Annotated in this window: 19 protein-coding genes; 11 read left to right on the forward strand and 8 right to left on the reverse strand. The window is 63.3% G+C overall.

Annotated elements, in window-relative coordinates; all coding sequences use genetic code 11:
- The first annotated feature begins 76 nt into the window (after positions 1-76).
- Complete coding sequence (locus VWZ85_RS02545) at positions 77-397, forward strand: arsenate reductase family protein (RefSeq protein WP_416542097.1); 321 nt, start codon at positions 77-79, stop codon at positions 395-397.
- A 40-nt stretch (positions 398-437) separates the two neighbouring features.
- Positions 438-806, forward strand: a complete 369-nt coding sequence (locus VWZ85_RS02550) for a hypothetical protein (RefSeq protein ID WP_260102341.1) — start codon at positions 438-440, stop codon at positions 804-806.
- Positions 807-884: 78 nt separating this feature from the next.
- Here the strand turns inward: VWZ85_RS02550 and VWZ85_RS02555 are convergent, their stop codons facing one another.
- The 6 genes from VWZ85_RS02555 to VWZ85_RS02580 all read right to left on the reverse strand — a co-directional run bounded on the left by VWZ85_RS02555 (position 885) and on the right by VWZ85_RS02580 (position 6,788).
- Positions 885-1,421 carry a DoxX family protein gene (locus VWZ85_RS02555; RefSeq protein ID WP_260102340.1) on the reverse strand — a complete coding sequence of 179 codons (537 nt, stop codon included), beginning with the start codon at positions 1,419-1,421 and terminating at the stop codon, positions 885-887.
- A gap of 3 nt (positions 1,422-1,424) precedes the next feature.
- Positions 1,425-2,180: a putative DNA-binding domain-containing protein gene (locus VWZ85_RS02560; RefSeq protein ID WP_416539006.1), complete on the reverse strand. Its 756-nt coding sequence runs from the start codon at positions 2,178-2,180 to the stop codon at positions 1,425-1,427.
- Positions 2,177-3,040 carry a DUF692 domain-containing protein gene (locus tag VWZ85_RS02565; protein WP_416535194.1) on the reverse strand — a complete coding sequence of 288 codons (864 nt, stop codon included), beginning with the start codon at positions 3,038-3,040 and terminating at the stop codon, positions 2,177-2,179. The genes VWZ85_RS02560 and VWZ85_RS02565 overlap by 4 nt, the downstream gene beginning before the upstream one ends.
- Before the next feature lie 68 nt (positions 3,041-3,108).
- Positions 3,109-3,414, reverse strand: a complete 306-nt coding sequence (locus VWZ85_RS02570; protein ID WP_340545985.1) for a DUF2282 domain-containing protein — start codon at positions 3,412-3,414, stop codon at positions 3,109-3,111.
- A gap of 234 nt (positions 3,415-3,648) precedes the next feature.
- Positions 3,649-5,595: a threonine--tRNA ligase gene (gene thrS / locus VWZ85_RS02575; protein WP_416586991.1), complete on the reverse strand. Its 1,947-nt coding sequence runs from the start codon at positions 5,593-5,595 to the stop codon at positions 3,649-3,651.
- Between the two features lie 188 nt (positions 5,596-5,783).
- On the reverse strand, positions 5,784-6,788 hold the full coding sequence (locus VWZ85_RS02580) for a DUF4105 domain-containing protein (RefSeq protein ID WP_416535192.1): 1,005 nt from the start codon (positions 6,786-6,788) through the stop codon (positions 5,784-5,786).
- A gap of 215 nt (positions 6,789-7,003) precedes the next feature.
- On the opposite strand from VWZ85_RS02580, the gene VWZ85_RS02585 reads away from it, so the two are divergent.
- From VWZ85_RS02585 to VWZ85_RS02595, 3 genes are all read left to right on the forward strand, one after another.
- Positions 7,004-7,786 carry an alpha/beta fold hydrolase gene (locus VWZ85_RS02585; RefSeq protein WP_416586995.1) on the forward strand — a complete coding sequence of 261 codons (783 nt, stop codon included), beginning with the start codon at positions 7,004-7,006 and terminating at the stop codon, positions 7,784-7,786.
- Positions 7,787-7,964: 178 nt separating this feature from the next.
- Complete coding sequence (locus VWZ85_RS02590; protein WP_340545981.1) at positions 7,965-8,408, forward strand: VOC family protein; 444 nt, start codon at positions 7,965-7,967, stop codon at positions 8,406-8,408.
- Positions 8,409-8,501: 93 nt separating this feature from the next.
- Entirely contained in the window at positions 8,502-9,356 is an 855-nt protein-coding gene (locus VWZ85_RS02595) for an alpha/beta fold hydrolase (protein ID WP_416587029.1), read from the forward strand.
- Positions 9,357-9,409: 53 nt separating this feature from the next.
- Here VWZ85_RS02595 and VWZ85_RS02600 read toward each other — a convergent pair whose 3' ends face one another.
- Together VWZ85_RS02600 and phaZ are read right to left on the reverse strand one after the other, a co-directional pair.
- Positions 9,410-9,985 (reverse strand): DUF6151 family protein, encoded by a 576-nt coding sequence (locus VWZ85_RS02600; RefSeq protein ID WP_416535190.1) that lies wholly within the window; start codon positions 9,983-9,985, stop codon positions 9,410-9,412.
- 82 nt (positions 9,986-10,067) lie between these two features.
- On the reverse strand, positions 10,068-11,342 hold the full coding sequence (phaZ, locus tag VWZ85_RS02605) for a polyhydroxyalkanoate depolymerase (protein WP_416542102.1): 1,275 nt from the start codon (positions 11,340-11,342) through the stop codon (positions 10,068-10,070).
- 145 nt (positions 11,343-11,487) lie between these two features.
- On the opposite strand from phaZ, the gene phaC reads away from it, so the two are divergent.
- The 6 genes from phaC (at position 11,488) to VWZ85_RS02635 (ending at position 17,501) form a co-directional block, all read left to right on the forward strand.
- Positions 11,488-13,317, forward strand: coding sequence for a class I poly(R)-hydroxyalkanoic acid synthase (phaC, locus tag VWZ85_RS02610; RefSeq protein WP_416535188.1), 1,830 nt, complete (start codon positions 11,488-11,490; stop codon positions 13,315-13,317).
- Positions 13,318-13,449: 132 nt separating this feature from the next.
- Positions 13,450-13,893, forward strand: a complete 444-nt coding sequence (locus tag VWZ85_RS02615) for a phasin, PhaP (RefSeq protein ID WP_340545976.1) — start codon at positions 13,450-13,452, stop codon at positions 13,891-13,893.
- Positions 13,894-14,140: 247 nt separating this feature from the next.
- Entirely contained in the window at positions 14,141-14,701 is a 561-nt protein-coding gene (phaR, locus tag VWZ85_RS02620) for a polyhydroxyalkanoate synthesis repressor PhaR (protein ID WP_340545975.1), read from the forward strand.
- Positions 14,702-14,878: 177 nt separating this feature from the next.
- Positions 14,879-15,895 carry an XdhC family protein gene (locus tag VWZ85_RS02625; RefSeq protein WP_416546264.1) on the forward strand — a complete coding sequence of 339 codons (1,017 nt, stop codon included), beginning with the start codon at positions 14,879-14,881 and terminating at the stop codon, positions 15,893-15,895.
- Complete coding sequence (locus VWZ85_RS02630) at positions 15,892-16,896, forward strand: molybdopterin-binding protein (protein ID WP_416586998.1); 1,005 nt, start codon at positions 15,892-15,894, stop codon at positions 16,894-16,896. Before VWZ85_RS02625 ends, VWZ85_RS02630 begins: the two co-directional genes overlap by 4 nt.
- A gap of 119 nt (positions 16,897-17,015) precedes the next feature.
- Positions 17,016-17,501: a (2Fe-2S)-binding protein gene (locus VWZ85_RS02635; protein WP_340545972.1), complete on the forward strand. Its 486-nt coding sequence runs from the start codon at positions 17,016-17,018 to the stop codon at positions 17,499-17,501.
- Positions 17,502-17,562 lie beyond the last annotated feature (61 nt).

Genomic DNA, 17,562 nt, shown 5'->3' on the forward strand with positions numbered 1-17,562 from the left:
CCATGTAAAAATCAAGCAAAACAGTGCGGCTCTACCATCAATTGTGCTGAGCCGCCCCCTCGGGAAAGGAAAAAACGTGCAACTCTATGGATTGAAGACCTGTGACACCTGCCGCAAGGCGCTGAAACAGCTGCCGCAGGCGGAGCTGGTGGATGTGCGCGCCGATGGGGTGCCGGAGGCGATTTTGCAGGCCGCACTGGCGCAGTTCGGCGACCGGCTGGTCAACACACGTTCCACCACATGGCGCGGGTTGAGCGAGGCGGAGCGGGCGGGGGAGCCGCTGGATCTGTTGACGGCGCATCCGACACTGATGAAACGTCCGCTGATCAGATCCGGTGACGACCTGCACCTCGGCTGGGACGCCAAAACCAAGGCCGCCCTTGGCGTCGAGGGCTAGAACCCCCATCTGCATATCGGATTAGGTAAGGAGAGCGGCAATGCGCAATGCAGCGCTGGTGCTGGGCATCGTGGCCGGGCTGATCGGTATGGTGGTGGGGTTTGCGGGCTATGGCTATACCGCCGCCGTGGAGTATTTTGGCGAAATCGACGGGGTGGCCCGGCAGGTCGACGATGTCGAACAACTGCGGCTCCTGGCCGTGATCTCGCCCATCCTTGCGCTGGCCGGTGGCGCGATGGCGCTGTCGCGGGCGCTCTGGGGCGGGGTGCTGCTGCTGGCCTCGGCGGCGGGGCTATACGCCGGGTTCGGGCTTAATGTCTTTACCATCTTCCCGATCTCGCTGGCGCTTCTTGGCGGGCTGCTGGCGCTTGCTGCCGGCAAACCGGATGAGCCGAAGGCGCATTTCTGAACCGGATCGAACGCAAGGAATGAAAAAAGGCGCCGCTGCGGATGCAGGGCGCCTTTTTATGTTTGAGGACTGGCCGGATCAGGCGGTGGCAGGCGCCGTGGCGCGCCGCGCCAGCGCATCAAGGGACAGCGGACCAGCCCCCTTGAACACCAGCACCAGCAGCAGGAAGGTCCACATCACCCGCTGGTCGACCAGACCAATGGCGTTGTCAAAGAGACTGCCCAGTTTCACGCCATGGCCGGTCACATCGACGATGGTTTGCACCCAGATGAAACCGATGGTGCCAAGAGCGGCCAGACGGGTGAGCAGACCAACAAGGATCAGCGCGGGCAGCACATATTCGGCGACAGTGCCGGCAAAGATCACCAGCCGCTGAAAGATATTGAGCTGGCTGACATCATAAAGCACCGCCTCGGCGGCCTTGGGGAAGATCTGACCAAAGGCGCCGGCAGAGGGCGAGAAAATCGAACCATCCGTCTTCAGCCCGGCAGAGTTCCAGTAGTAGACCAAGAGCACCGCGGCAAAGACCAGCCGGGCCAGGGTCGGGACGATGATATCGGACAGCCGGTCAGCCTTGCCGAAGATCGAGGTATAGGAGGAAACAAGCGCGTGCATCGGTTATCCTTTGCGGTCTAGGTCAATGATTGCACCGCCTTGCAGCAACAGGGCGAGCGGGTGTGAGAGGTCGAAATCCGGCTGGTCGGCCTGAACGGCGGTCAGCGCCTCGTCCAGCGTGGCACCAGCGATGAGGGCGGTGATCCAGTCCGCGCCCCCGGCGGGCAGCTCCTGAACGATGGGGTCGAATTCGGGCCGGGTGATCAGCACGTCCTGCGCGATATGGCGGGGCTTGGGCGCGTTCTCTTCGGTGTTGAAGCGCCAGATGTCATAGATCGGCCAGGGCGAGCGCAGCAGGGTGACGGCGGGGGCCAGTGTCAGCCGGGTCGCCATCAGCTGATCGGGTGCAAGCGCTGCCAGACGCGCCGGGTCAACCGCCGTGGCGTCGGCAGCGTGATACGCCCGGCGCAGGGCAAGGTCGAGCCGCGCCGCATCGGGCAGATAGCCGAGATGTTTCAGCTGCTCCATCCCGGCGAGAAACGCGGGAAACTCAGCGCCATAGTGCATCATCAGCGGCGAGGAGGGCGGATGGGCGCGCAGATATATGCCCGCCAGCCCGTCGAGGTTCTGCTTGCCCAGCAGCTTGCCGATCAGGGGAAAGGCGCTGTGCATCGCCTCGGTCAGGGAGACCGCGATATTATTGCGATAGACGCTGAACCGCCGCCCGGCCGGCTGGCCGGTCGCATCCAGCAGCCCCTCAGGCACCGGCTGGCCCGCATCCATCATGGCATGGGCGAATTCTGTCTGGCTTACAGTCATGCCGGCACCCGCTCCAGCGCGGTTGCGGCACGGGCGGCCTCGGCCTCCAGCACCGGCCAGGCGGGCACATCGGTGTCCCACTCGACCAGCACAGGCTTGGGGCCGGATTTTGCCAGCGTATAATCCAGCAGCGCCCAGACCGGATCCACCACCTCGGCGCCGTGGCTGTCGATCAGCAGCGGTTTGCCGTGGTCGTCCTGATCCTCATCATGGCCGCCAAGGTGGATTTCACCAACCTGATCCAGCGCAAAGGCGTCGATATAGCCCTGCGGCGAGAAATCGAGATTGGTGGCGGAGACAAAGACGTTGTTCACATCCAAGAGCAGCCCGCAGCCGGTGCGGCGGGTGATCTCGGCCAGAAACTCCGGCTCGGACCAGCTGCTTTCGGCAAAGGCGAGGTAGCTGGATGGGTTTTCCAGCAGCATCCGCCGCCCGATGGCGTCCTGCACCTGATTGATATGATCGCAGACCCGCGCCAGCGTGGCATCCGTATAGGGCAGCGGCAGCAGGTCGTTATAGAAATGGCTGTCATGGGTGGACCAGGCCAGATGTTCGGAGAAGCTGGCAGGATTGAGCCAGCCCACCAGATGCGTCAGCCGTGCCAGATGATCGGCGTCCAGCGGCCCTTCGCCGCCGATAGAGAGGCCGACGCCATGCACCGACAGGGCAAATTGTTCAGCCAGATGACGCAGCTGCGCGATCGGGCGGCCACCGTCGCCCATGTAGTTCTCGGCGTGGATTTCCAGCCATTTTACCGGGCTCGGCCGCTCAGCGCCGACCGTTGCAAGAATATCGGCGAAATGCTGCGGCTTGTAGCCAACACCGGCTGCGGCGGGCAGGGAAGGGGCGGCATCCAGCATGACAGGTCCTCTGATCCGGTTACAAAAAGGGCGGGAGAAATCCCCCGCCCTGCTGGTCTGGCCTGTGCTTACGCAGGCAGGTCACGTTCCAGCGGCTCCAGCGAGCCCTTGCGGTCGCTGCCATCGGCCATAGCGGGCAGTTCCATACCTTCGCAGCTGCCGGCATCGACCAGGGTCCAGGCGTTGCCCTGATAGTCGACGGTCGAGGTGCCGGCGCAGGTGGTGCCGGGACCGGCGGCGCAGTCGTTCTGACCGGCGAGGGAGACGCCATAGCATTTCTCTTTGGACTGGGCGGCAGCCGGGGTGACCATGGCAGAGGTCAGTGCGGCAGCAACGGCACCAGCGACGGCGAGGGATTTTGCGGTGTTGGACATCGGTGTCTTCCTTCTTTGGAATTTGGTTGCGAGGCGGTTGTTACAGGTCAGACATTAGCTCAGCCTGAGAAGTGTTTGAATTCACGAGCCTGTGTCTCACGCGGGCGTCAGCAGCCGTGACCGCTTATTACAGCGAAGTGGCTGCTGAACCCTTAAAACCATGCGCAAAAAGAAACCGGCCCCGCAAGTGGGGGCCGGTAAAAAGGCAAAGATCAGCAAAAGACCGCAGGAATGTTACAGAAGATCCGGCGGAGTTGCCTCAACCGCCAGCGCTTTTGTTACAGCCTCCAGGGTTTCGACCTTGGTCTGTTTTTCGCCAAGACGGCGGACGGAAACGGTGCGCTCTTCGACCTCGCGGTGACCGACGGCGAGGATGACCGGCACCTTGCCCACCGAATGCTCGCGAACCTTGTAGTTGATCTTCTCGTTGCGGATGTCGGCCTCAGCGCGCACACCGGCGGCGCGCAGGGTCTCAACAACCTCGTTCACATAGTCATCGGCGTCGGAGGTGATCGAGGCGACAACCACCTGACGCGGCGCCAGCCAGAACGGCAGCTTGCCTGCGTGTTCCTCGATCAGGATACCGATGAAGCGCTCGAAGGAGCCCAGGGTGGCGCGGTGCAGCATGAAGGGGCGGTGCTTGTTGCCGTCCTGGCCGATGAAATTCGCATCCAGCCGTTCGGGCAGGTTGGGATCCACCTGCAGGGTGCCGCACTGCCAGTTCCGCCCGATGGCGTCGGTGAGGGTGAACTCCAGCTTCGGACCGTAAAAGGCACCTTCGCCCTCCAGCAGCTCGTAGTCATAGCCCGCCGCCTTGCAGGCATCGCCTAGCGCCTTTTCCACCAGATCCCAGCTCTCATCGCTGCCGATCCGTTTTTCCGGGCGGGTCGAGAGCTTGATGGTCCAGTCATGGAAGCCGAGATCGGCATAGACCTTGGACAGGAAGGCGATGAATTTTGCGGTTTCAGACTCGATCTGATCCTCGGCGCAGAAGATATGGCCGTCATCCTGGGTAAACCCGCGCACCCGCATGATGCCATGCAGCGCGCCCGAGGGCTCATAGCGCGCACAGGAGCCGAACTCAGCCATGCGCAGCGGCAGGTCGCGGTAGGATTTGAGGCCCTGATTGAACACCTGCACATGGCAGGGGCAGTTCATCGGCTTCAGTGCGTTGACCGCCTTTTCGCGGGCATGTTCCTCGTCCACTTCGACGATGAACATGTTCTCCTGGTATTTGTCCCAGTGGCCCGAGGCCTCCCACAGCTTGCGGTCCACCACCTGCGGGGTGTTCACCTCGACATAGCCGTCGCGGTCCTGCATGCGGCGCATGTAGTCCTGAAGGGTGGTGTAGATGCGCCAGCCGTTGGGGTGCCAGAAGATCTGGCCCGGCGCCTCTTCCTGCATGTGGAACAGGTTCATCTCGCGGCCCAGCTTGCGGTGGTCGCGTTTGGCGGCCTCTTCCAGCATGGTGAGATGCGCCTTCAGCTTTTCCTTGCCGGTGAAGGCAACGCCGTAGATCCGCTGTAGCATCTGGCGGGAGCTGTCGCCGCGCCAATAGGCGCCTGCGATGCTCATCAGTTTGAAAGCATCGCCCGGCAGCTGGCCGGTGTGCTGCAGGTGCGGGCCGCGGCAGAGGTCCTGCCAGTCGCCATGCCAGTACATGCGCAGCGGCTCGTCGCCGGGGATGCTCTCGATCAGCTCGACCTTATAGGGTTCGTTCAGGTCGGAGTAATGCTGGATCGCGCGGTCGCGGTCCCAGACCTCGGTGCGGACCTCATCACGTTTGTTGATGATCTCTTTCATCTTTTTCTCGATGGCGCCGAGATCTTCCGGGGTGAAGGGCTCTGCGCGGTCGAAGTCGTAATACCAGCCGTTTTCAATGACCGGGCCGATGGTGACCTTGGTGTCGGGCCAGATGTCCTGCACCGCGCGCGCCATCACATGCGCCAGATCGTGGCGGATCAGCTCGTTGGCCTGAACCTCATCCTTCATGGTGTGGATGGCAATGGCGGCGTCCGCGTCGATCGGCCACTGAAGATCCCAGTGCTGCCCGTTGACGGTGGCGGAGATGGCCTTTTTGGCCAGCGAGGTCGAGATGTCAGAGGCCACCTGCGCAGGTGTTACGCCTGCGTCATAGGATCGTGCATTGCCATCGGGGAAGGTGAGAGAGATTTGGGCCATATCGGCTCTCCTCGTCGGTTTGGCGCCCACAGAACGCCCGGTTGCGGGTTATGGTGTTCTGCCCGTTTGGCAGGGGGATGCGAGGCTGTCAAGCAGGCGAGGGGCCAGCCCCTCGCGCTCCCCGGGATATTTTTCGCCAGAAGATGCAGTAGCGGGATCAGGGGGGGGCTGGATCAGGGGGGGCTGGATCAGCGGGCGGGGGTCGGGACACCTTTGCGGATCAGGGCTGAGTAGTCTTGCGTGATGCCCCGGGCCTGCGCCCTGGCGGTGATGCTACCGCGTTCGCGCAGGTCTTCGGTGCTGTAGCCTGCGGCCAGAACGCCCTGTTCATGGGCATATTCCGGCAGGTAGCCATTGGCCAGCAGCCGCCAGTCCAGCGGCACATCCTGCAGGATGGTGCGGATCATCGTCATCACCACGGTGGTGCAATTCGAGGTGAGTGAATTATACCACTGCGGCTGTGCGGCCAGCCGGTTGGCGGCCTCGACATATTGCATCAGCAGCGCGCGGGCGGTGTCGGGGTCGGTATTGATGCGAAACAGCTGCACATCCTCGCCGCGGGCATTGGTGCGGGTGCCCACCACATCGCGTTCATCGGCGGCGATCAGCACCAGCGTATTGGTCTTGAACAGATCCGCGACGGGGGAGAAGCCGCCGCCGACCTGACGGCGCACCTCGACCGACCAGGCGATATGGGCGCCATCGGCAAAGCCGAAGCTGACCACCATATGGGCCATCTCCGGTCCGGCCCAATAGGACATGAAGAGATCGACGGTGGTCAGCTGGCTGAGATCATAGCTGCGGGTCTCCCAGCGCGGGGTGAAGTCGGTCGGTGTGGTCCAGTCGAAATTGCGCACATCTGTCAGCGTCAGTATATCGCCGTCGCGGGTGCCGGTGACCTGGCGGGCCACATCGGGGGACCAGTTCGCCTCGGCCGGCGGGGTCAGGCTTGCCCACCACCAGATCAGCGCGGCCAGCGCCAGGCAGAAGGTGGCCAGCCCGCGCAGCGCACGGCCGCGGATCACCGCCCAGAGCGTGGCCAGACCAAGGCCCGCAAAGCCGGATGCCGCAGCTGTACGCCAGAGGCCGTCCACGGGCAGCCGGTACCAGAGCGCCAGCGCGCCCCAGAGAGTGGCGAGCAGGATCAGCAGGCAGAGAAGCCCGAGGCAGAGAAGGCGGAGGGCACGGGTCAAGGGAGGCTCCTGATTTGCGGCGGTTCTGATGTCGCGCGGACCCTAGGCAGGGCTGCGGCTGGCTGCAAGGGCATCAGGCGGTCGGGGCGGCGGCATCCGGGCGCCCGCCATCTGCCGCCGGTGCCTCCTGCGGTGAAACCGGCCATTGCGGCGGCGCGGCTGCCGTGGCAGATCTGACATCAGCATAATGACCGGACTGCATCGCGGGGGAGACCATGGCAGCAACCCAATTTCTGGACTGTGACAGCGGCCGCCGTCTGGCCTATCACCTGAGCCCGGCCACCGGCGCGGCCAAGGATGCGCCGACGCTGGTGTTTCTGGGGGGGCTGAAATCCGATATGGAGGGCACCAAGGCGGTGCATCTGGAGGCCTGGGCCCGGGCGCGGGGCCTCGGGTTTCTGCGGTTTGACTATTCCGGCCACGGCGAAAGCTCCGGCACGTTTGAAGAGGGCTGCATCGGCGACTGGCATCAGGATACGCTGGCGGCGGTAAAGGCATTGACCACAGGGGCGATCCTGCCGGTTGGCTCCTCCATGGGGGGCTGGCAGGCGCTGCTCCTGGCGCGGGCGATGCCCGAGCGGGTGGCCGGGCTGGTCACCATCGCCGCCGCGCCGGATTTCACCGAGGATGGCTATTGGGCCAATTTCACCGATCCCCAGAAGGCGGAGCTGGAGGCGCGCGGGCAGGTTGAGCTGCCGAGCGACTACATGGAGCCTTATGTCATCACGAAACGGATGATCGAGGACGGGCGCAACCATCTGGTGCTGCGCGATCCGCTGGTGCTGGCGATGCCGGTGCGCTGCCTGCAGGGCACCGCCGACACCGCCGTCAGCACCGAGACCGCGCTGCGGCTGCTGGATCATGCCACCTGCGCCGATATGCGCCTGCATCTGGTGAAGGACGCCGACCATCGGTTCTCCGACCCGGCCTGTCTGGCGCTGATCGAAACCGCCGTGGCGGAGGTGCTGGGGCTATCTGGCGCGCCAGATATCGGCTAGGTTGAGTGGCGGGGCGGGGGCGCAGGTTCTGATGTAGTGACCTGCATCCACCACGCGACAGCTGACGCAGGCTATGGCAGAGTGTCGGGGATGATCTGCCACATAGCGCAGGGCGGCCCGAAAGGGGGCAACCCGACAGCAGCAGGACAGAGGCAGGAGAAGGGCAGGAGAGGATCCGATGGAGCAACGTATCAGCCTGATCACACTGGGCGTGCCGGATATGGAGCGGGCGGCGGCCTTTTATGAGGCGCTTGGCTGGCAGCGCGCAGACAGCCCCGACGGGGTCATTGCCTTTGATCTGATGTCGCAGACGCTGGGGCTTTATCCGCTGGCGTCGCTGGCCGAGGATATTGGCCTGCCGCTGGATGAGCTGGGCACCGGCGCGATGACGCTGAGCCATAACACCCGCACTGCGGCAGATGTCGCTGCGCTGATGGCCCGGGCGGAGGCGGCTGGCGCCACGGTGCTGCGCCCGGCGGGAGAGGTGTTCTGGGGCGGCACCATCGGCTATTTCCGCGCCCCGGACGGCCATATCTGGGAAATCGCGCATAACCCGTTCTCGCCGCTGTCCGATGACGGCGCGTTCCGCTGGAACGGCTATGGCGCCCAAACCGAGGGATAAGCACAGGTGACAGACCGGTCAGGCGACGCACCGCAGAACACGAGCCGCCCTTCGCAGGCCCCGGCAGAGCGCGCCGCTGGCGCCCCGCTGGTGATGCTGCCCGGTCTGATGGGCAATGCCGAGGTGTTCCTGCCGCAGCTGCGGGCACTGTCCGGGGTGGTGCCGACGATGATTGCGCCGCTGCTCGGTGGCGACCGGATCGAGCTGATCGCCGATCATCTGCTGGCCCGGCTGCCGGCGCGGTTTTCACTGGCCGGGCTGTCGATGGGCGGCATTGTTGCAATGGAAATCCTGCGCCGCGCGCCGCAGCGTGTCAGCCGACTCTGCCTGATCTCCACCAGCCCCTTGCCCGACACGCCTGCCCAGGCCGCCGAATGGGAGCCGCTGATCATCGCGGCCCGCAGCGGTCGTCTGGCGGATGTGCTGCGCAGCTGCCTGCCGGTGGAGTGCCTGGCCCCGTCGCCGCAGCGGCTGGATATTCTGAACTCGATCTATGAGCAGGCCCTTGCACTGGGGCCGGAGCTGTTCGTGGCGCAGGCGCGGGCGTTGCAGCGGCGCACCGATCAGCAGGCGGCACTGCGTCGTTTCAAAGGGCCCTCCCTGATCCTCTGTGGGGCGCAGGACCGGCTGACGCCGCTGAAACGCCATGAATTCATGGCCGCGCTGATGCCCAATGCGCGGCTTCATGTGGTGGAGGAGGCCGGACATCTGCCGACGCTGGAACAGCCGGATCAGGTGACCGGGGCGATTGCGGAATGGCTGGCGGAGGAGGACCGGCAGCTGGGCTGCCCGGCGGATCTGCCCGCAGACCGTCAGAGCGCTGCTGCCACAACCCAGCCGCAGCGGATATCGACGCCACCGGCGGAACCTGCGGCGGCATCGCCGTCAAAACCGTTGCCGCCCCTGACACTCACCAACCCACTAAAGCCATCAGATCCAATCGGTTAATCTGCAAAGCTTGTGCGGATCGCGGCCCGGTCGGCCGCAAAGAGCGCACGGCGCTACCTGCGCAGCAGTTCCGCGCGCGCCTCCTTGCTGATCACCTCCGGTTCGCTGATTGGCGCACCGCTGGCGATGTCGAAGAATGGCGTCTCTTTCCAGCGGCCCGAGAGGCGCGCCGATATCATCCGGCTGAGCAGCGAGATGACCATCCGTGCCGCGCCTTCGGTGCGGGGCTGTTTGCCTGCCTTCGGAACAAAGGCGCGGGCGCGCACCTTGCCAAGCGCGGATGGGTCGGCAAACCGGTCCGACCGCATCCCGGCAAAGGGCAGGGTGGGTTTGGCCAGCGTATTGGCCATCGGGGTGCCGCAGCAGCCCGCATACCAGCGCAGCAGCCCCTTCGGGCTGAGCCGCATCACCCGCAGCAGATCCTGCCCCTGATGAAAGGTCACCCCATCGGGATTGACCTGAAACAGATCAACCGGTCCGGGGGCGGGGTCCGGCTGATTGTGGTACAGCTCATTGGCGCGGCAATCGGCGCAGAAACAGACAACGCGGGTGCCGGCCTTGCGGGCCTCTGGCGACAGCGCGCCACGGATCTGGCCGCAGTCACAGGCGAAACTCAGGGGATCGGCCATTGCTGAAATGGTCCTTGGGCTGAAATGGGCTTTGGTCAGGGCTTGGCGCCCGTCTTATTTGGTCTGGCCTCAGCCTCGCCGGTCAGGCGGTCGCCTTGGTGCGTTTTGCTGCGGTTTTCTTCGGCGTGCGGGCATTCGCGTTCATGAATTCGATCACCAGCGGGCGGATATTATCGCGCCAGCTGCGGCCGGCAAAGATGCCATAATGTCCTGCACCCGGCTCCACATGGCTGGCCTTCTTTACCTCCGGCAGGCCGGTGCAGAGATCCAGCGCCGCGATACATTGTCCGGGGGCCGAGATATCATCATTGGCGCCTTCGACGGTCATGACCGCCACATCGGAGATCTTGCCCATATCGACCTTGTGACCGGCGACAACAAAGTTGTTGCCGGCAATCTCGCCGCCCTTGAACACGCGCTCCACCGTCGACAGGTAGAACTCCGCCGTCATGTCCATCACGGCAAGATATTCGTCATAGAACCGGTTGTGGGCATCATGATCCGAGGCTTCCCCCCGGCTGACCCGCTGGATCTGATCCATGAAAGCCTTGGAATGGCGCTCGCCGTTCATCGACATAAAGGAGCTGAGCTGCAACAGGCCCGGATAGACCTTGCGGCCGACGCCCTTGTATTTGAAGCCGACACGCTGGATCATCGTCTCTTCCAGCTGGCCCATGGTGACCCGGCGGCCAAAATCGGTCACATCCGTCGGGGTTGCATCGGGATCCACCGGCCCGCCAATCAGGGTGAGCGATGACGGCTGCGCGCCCGGATCCTGCTCTGCCAGATAGGCGGTGGCGGCCAGCGTCAGCGGGGCCGGCTGGCAGACCGCGATCACATGGGTATCGGGGCCCATTTCACGCATGAAATCAACCAGATATAGCGTGTAATCCTCAATGTCGAACTTGCCCGCTGAAACCGGAATATCGCGGGCATTATGCCAGTCGGTGACATAGACTTCGCAATTCTCGATCAGGCTTTTGACGGTGGAGCGCAGCAGGGTGGCGTAATGGCCCGACATCGGCGCGACCAGCAGAACCTTGCGCGGCTGCTCGGCGCGGCCTGCGACGCGGAAATGGATCAGATCGCCAAACGGGCGCTCTACCACCGTGTCGATTTCCACCACGTGATCGCGGCCATCGGCGCAGGTCTGGGTATAGATGCCCCAATCCGGTTTGGTCACCATGCGCTGAAAACTGCGCTCCGTCACCTCGCCCCAGGCGGCCATCCAGGCAATGGCAGGATTGGGGATTGCGGCCAGCGCCGGGTTCGATGCCATCGACAGGGCGGTGGCCCCCAACCACTGATTGGTGTTACGCATTGTTTCCATCAGATCGTACGACATCATGTAACGCATGTTATATCTCCATTGCGTTGGCCGCTTGGATCCGATCTGAATCCACGTGCGGTTGTGTCACAACCCATCGGACGTTTCATGGCTTTGTCGTATGATGGGCGGACAGTATTCTGCATAGCAGAAAGATTACGGGGGATTTGTTAAGATGACAACAAGCGACAGTACGGATCCGGCAGTCTCGCCGGAACATATTGAACGAATTAAAAAAAATATGGAGCAGGTTGAGCAACTTTCAAAACGCCTGATGGATGTTCTGGCTCAGAAAAAATCTCACCCCCCTTCTCTGGACGGTCCGAATCAAGAGCTTTTTGCACGCGCAGCAACCGCCTATTGGGCCGAAATGGCCAAAAACCCCGCCAAGCTGTTGGAAAAACAGGTGTCTTACTGGGGGCAGGCGGTAGTGAATTTCGCCGAAGCCCAGGCGCTTCTGGCCAAATCCATGGAGGGCGACAGCCCCGAGGACGCCGATGAGGGCGCGCCCGATGACCGCCGCTTTGCCAATCCGATGTGGCAGTCCAACCCCTATTTTCACTACATCAAGAAACAATATCTCACCAATGCCGAGGCAATTCGCAACGCCGTCGCCGAGGTCGATGATCTGGAAGATGTCGACAAACGCCGCCTTGGCTATTTCGCCGATCAGATCGTGCAGATGATGGCTCCCACCAATTTTCTGGCAACCAACCCCGATGCGCTGGAAAAAGCGGTGGAGACCGAAGGTCAGTCACTGATCAAGGGGCTGGAGAATCTGGTTGCCGATCTGGAGGCCAACGACGGCGAACTGGTGGTGCGGCTGGCGGATGAGACCGCCTTTGAGATCGGTCGCAATATTGCCACCACACCCGGTGAGGTTGTATTCCGCAACGAGATGATGGAGCTGATCCAGTACCGGCCGACCACCGAAACCGTGCATGAAACCCCCATCGTGCTGTTTCCGCCGTGGATCAACAAATTCTACATTCTCGACCTCAAGGCGCAGAACAGCCTGATCAAATGGGTGACCGAACAGGGCTATACGCTGTTTGTGGTGTCCTGGGTCAACCCCGGCGAGGATCAGGCGGACCTCGGTCTGGAGGATTATATCGAGAAGGGTTATCTGACCGCGATCGAAACCGCCAAGTCGATCTGCAAGGTGAAACAGATCAATGCCGTTGGCTACTGTATCGCGGGCACCACGCTGTGCCTGACGCTCTCGTTGCTGAAACAGCGCGGCGATACCTCGATCAAATCGGCGACCTTCTTTACCGCGCTGACGGATTTCTCCGATCAGGGGGAGTTCACGCCCTTCCTGCAAAATGATTTCATCGACGGCATCGAGGAGGAGATCACAAACAACGGCCTGCTGCGCTCGTATATCATGGCGCGGACCTTCTCCTTCCTGCGCTCCAACGATCTGGTCTACGGGCCTGCGATCCGCAGCTACATGATGGGGGAGACGCCGCCGGCCTTTGACCTTCTGTACTGGAATGGTGACGGCGCGAACCTGCCGGGGCGGATGGCGATGCAATATCTGCGTGGCCTGTGTCAGCGCAATGAGTTCGTGCGCGACGGGTTCGAGCTGATGGGCCATACCCTGCATGTGCGCGACGTCACCGTGCCGGTGATGGCAATCACCTGCGAGACCGACCATATTGCCCGCTGGAAAGACTGCTACCGCGGTGTTCAGCAGATGGGCTCGCGCTCCAAGAGCTTCGTTGTGGCGCAGTCGGGTCATATCGCGGGCATCGTCAACCCGCCGACCCGCAACAAATACGGCCATTACACCAATCCCGATATGAAAGGTGACGCCGAGACCTGGAAAGAGGCGGCGAGCTTTCACGAAGGCTCCTGGTGGCCACGCTGGGAAAGCTGGTTGAAGAAACGCTCCGGCAAGCAGGTCGAGGCCCGCGAACCGGGCGATTCGCAGCATCCCCCGCTGACACCGGCCCCCGGCGACTACGTGCGGGTAAAGGCAAAGCGGTCCGCAAAGCCCTGATTTTCCGGGCATTCGCAAATTATTCTGCATCGCAGCAAGAAAAACCTTGAAATGCTGCGATGCAGAAACAATATTGGGGTCATGCGAAGGCGGCAGAACGTTCTGGCCGCGTAACCAAGAGGAACCAGTACAATGGCTAAGACCCAAGATTTTACCGCGATGATGAAAGACATGATGGGTGCATTCCCGGTTGACACAACCGCGATGGAAGATGCGTTCAAATCGACCGCAGCCCTGAACGAAAAACTGTCCCAGGTTGCCCTGCAGGCTGCCGAGAAATCCGCCGAGATTTCCAACAGCTGGGCCAAGGAAACCCTGACCAAGCTGAGCGACGTCTCCAAGGCACAGGCCGAGCCTGCTGACTATGCCAAGGCAGCAACCGATTTCGCCTCCGCCTCCGCTGAAGTTGCCGCCGAGAACATGGCCGCCTTCGCCGAAGTTGCGAAAAAGGTTCAGATGGACACCGTTGAGCTGCTGATGTCGGCTGGCAAGGACATGTCCGAAGAAGCGTCCGCCGCCGTTAAGAAGGCCACCAACGACGTGACCTCCGCTGCGAAAAAAGCCGCAGCAAAGTAAGCGCTGAGCGCATCCGCAAAGGGGTTTTGCACTCCTCCCAATGAAATCTCTTTGCACCGAAGGGGGCAGGTCACCGGACCTGCCCCTTTTTCATTGGCGCCACAGACCGCCTGGGGCCGCCCGCGATGGCCAGCCCGCTGATATTGGATCCGACGATCATTTGTTGCGCGTTCCGGCGTAACGCTTCCCTTTTGTTCTGCGCTCGCATAGGCTTTGCTGCAATGCATCATGTCTGGGGAGAAATGACATGTCGGATCAGGATAAACCCTTGTTGATCAAACGATATGCCAGCCGACGGCTCTACAATACGGAGACCAGCGACTATGTCACGCTGGAGGATATCGCCGGTTTCATCCGCGAGGGGCGTGAGGTGCAGATCGTTGACCTCAAGACCGGGGACGACCTGACCCGCCAGTATCTCCTGCAGATCATCGCCGAACACGAAAGCCGGGGTGAGAACATTCTGCCGGTCAATGTGCTGAACGATCTGGTGCGCAGCTACATGGTGCCCGGTGGCGGGGTGATGCCGCAGTTCCTGCAAAGCTCCTTTGAGATGCTGCGTGAAAACCAGAGCAAGATGGTCGAGAATATGAACGCCATGAACCCGATTGCGCAGATGCCCGGGTTCGAGGCGATGAAGGCGCAGCAGCAGGCGTTTCTGAAGGCAATGACCGGCGGGTTCTCCGGCAACTGGCCCGGCGCTGCGAAATCATCCGGCGACAGTGACAGCGGCGAAGACGGCGACGGGCTGGACGATATCAAGCGGCAGCTGGCCGAGTTGCAGGACAAGCTCTCCAAGCTGAAGTAAGATCCGACAGCGGCACGGGTGTTGATCCTGCGACCAAAGTCGCAGGGCTGCGCGCGTGTTTTTGATCCCGCTTGCGGGGCGGCGGCGTTAGACTCGGCGCGTCCCGTCTGCGGCCGGAATGTCACCTGCCATGGACCACATACGGCAATCGCCGCAACCCCGAGGTTCCAGATGCCCATGTCCAGTATCGCGCCCAGCATCGCGTCCAGTATCGAGCGTTTTGATGCCATCCCCGAAACCGCCCTGGCGTGGTATCGCGCGGGCCGGGCAACCGGCGGCGGGGCGGCGCTGGCGACGGTGGTCGAAACCTGGGGATCCGCGCCGCGCCGCGCCGGCGCGCAGCTGGCGGTTGCCAGCGATGGCCGGATCGAAGGGTCCGTTTCGGGGGGCTGCGTCGAAGGCGCGGTGATCCTGGCCGCGCAGGAGGCGATCGCCTCGGGGCGGCATCAGCTTCTGGAATTCGGCGTCAGCGACGGTGATGCCTTTGCGGTCGGGCTGGCCTGTGGCGGCACCATCCGCATTCTGGTCGAACCGGTGGGCGGCTCCCTGTCAGAGGCGACGCTGGCCGATCTGGTCGCTGCCCGCGCGGCCCGCCGCGCCCTGGCCTATGTGGTTGATCTCGACAGCGGTGCCGGGCGGCTGGAGACCGACGCCCACGCCGAGCGAAAACGCATGGACCGCTCCGGCGTCGAAGAGGACGGCAAGACCTTTGTCGCCGTTCACAACCCGCCCCTGCGCCTGATCGCGGTGGGGGCGGTGCATATCACCCAGGCGCTGGTGCCGATGGCGCGGATTGCCGGCTACGATCCGGTCATCCTCGACCCGCGCGCGGCCTTTGCCTCGGCGGCCCGGTTCCCCAATGAACGGCTGATCGAGGACTGGCCCGACGAGGCGATCGCCGAGCTTGGTCTGGATGGGCGCAGCGCGGTGGTGCTGCTTACTCATGATCCGAAAATTGACGATCCCGCGCTGGAGGCCGCCCTGCGCTCGGACTGTTTCTACATCGGCGCGCTCGGTTCGACGCGCACCCATGCCAAACGGATTGCACGGATGCAGGAGGCTGGTTTTGACGAGGCGACGCTCGCCCGTATCCACGGTCCCATCGGGCTTGATATCGGTGCCGCAGGCCCGGCGGAAATCGCCGTGTCGATCATCGCCGAGATGACGGCGGTTCTGCGGGGGCGGCGCCCATGATCTTTGGCGAGGTGCCCCTCAATGAGGCGTCGGGATGCTATCTGGCCCATTCGCTGCAGGGGGCTGAGCACCGCATTGCCAAGGGCACCAGACTGGCAGCGCAGGATCTGGCTGACCTTGCCGCCGCCGGCCACCGCGCGCTGACCGTGGCGCAGCTGGAACCGGGGGATATCCACGAAGACCGCGCCGCAGAGCGGCTGGCCGAGGCGCTGTTGCCGGATCCTGCCGCATTGGGGCTGCGCATCTCCGGTGCCGGGGCAGGGCGGGTCAACCTTCATGCGCTTGGTCCCGGTCTGATCCGGGTCGATGCCGAACGGATCAACGCGCTGAATGCGGTCGATCCGATGATCACGCTGGCCACGGTGCCCGATTTCCACCGCGCCGATCCCGGCGGCATGGTCGCCACCGCCAAGATCATCTCCTACGCCGTGCCGGATGAGGCGCTGAAGGCCGCCACCCGCGATGTGGCCGGGGCGATCCGCCTGATCCCGCCACAGCTGCGCCGCGCCACCTTGATCGAGACGCGCACCAGCGCGCAGACGCCCCCGGACAAGGGGCGCGCCGCGATGATCGGACGGCTCGACCGGTTCGACATGGCGATGGCGCCCCGGCAGGTGGTGCCGCACCGCGAGGCGGAGCTGGCCGCCGCGCTTGCGAGCCTTGGCGATGACAGCGATCTGATCCTGATCCTCACCGCCTCGGCCACCTCGGATCCCCTGGATGTGGCGCCCTCGGCGCTGCGCCGGGCGGGCGGAGAGGTTCTGCGCTTTGGAATGCCGGTGGATCCCGGCAACCTGCTGTTTCTCGGCCAGCTGTCCGGGCGGCCGGTGCTGGGCCTGCCGGGCTGTGCGCGCTCGCCTGCGCTCAATGGGGCGGATTGGGTGCTGGAACGGCTGGTCTGCGGCATCGAGGTCAGCAGTGCCGATATCGCCGCCATGGGCGTCGGCGGCCTCTTGAAGGAAATCCCCACACGTCCCCGCCCAAGGCGCAGCGATCTCTGACCCCGACCTGCGGCTGCACCTGCGACTTTAGTCGTGGCGATGCGATTAGGGCTTCGCGCCGGCAAGCTCCCCGTGCTTAACTTCGGCCAGCGAGTTTTTGCGAGCCAAGGGAGGAGTTGATGGTGAAAGTCACAATGACCGTAAACGGTCGGACTGCCAGCGGAGAGGTCGAAGGGCGCACGCTGCTGTCCAGTTTCCTGCGAGAAGATCTGGGGCTGACCGGCACCCATGTCGGCTGCGACACCAGCCAATGCGGCGCCTGTGTCGTGCATGTGGATGGCAAGGCGGTGAAATCCTGTACCATGCTGGCGGCCGAAGCCGAGGGCGCAGATGTCGCCACCATCGAAGGGCAGGCCGCCCCCGATGGCACGCTCAACGTCATTCAACAGGCGTTTCAGGACCACCACGGGCTGCAATGCGGCTTCTGCACGCCGGGCATGGTGATGTCCGCAGCCGCGCTGTTGAAGGACAATCCAAAACCCAGCGAACAGGAAATCCGCGAATACCTTGAGGGCAACCTGTGCCGCTGCACCGGCTACCACAATATCGTGAAGGCGATCATGGCGGCCTCGGGTCAGGACATCTCTGCGCTGGCGGCTGAATAACGCCCGCCGCAGCTGCAAAAGGACCCACGACTGAACCACAGCATGACCAAGAGGTCTGCCT

The sequence above is a fragment of the Phaeobacter sp. JH20_29 genome (assembly GCF_048056175.1).
Classification (GTDB): domain Bacteria; phylum Pseudomonadota; class Alphaproteobacteria; order Rhodobacterales; family Rhodobacteraceae; genus Phaeobacter; species Phaeobacter bryozoorum.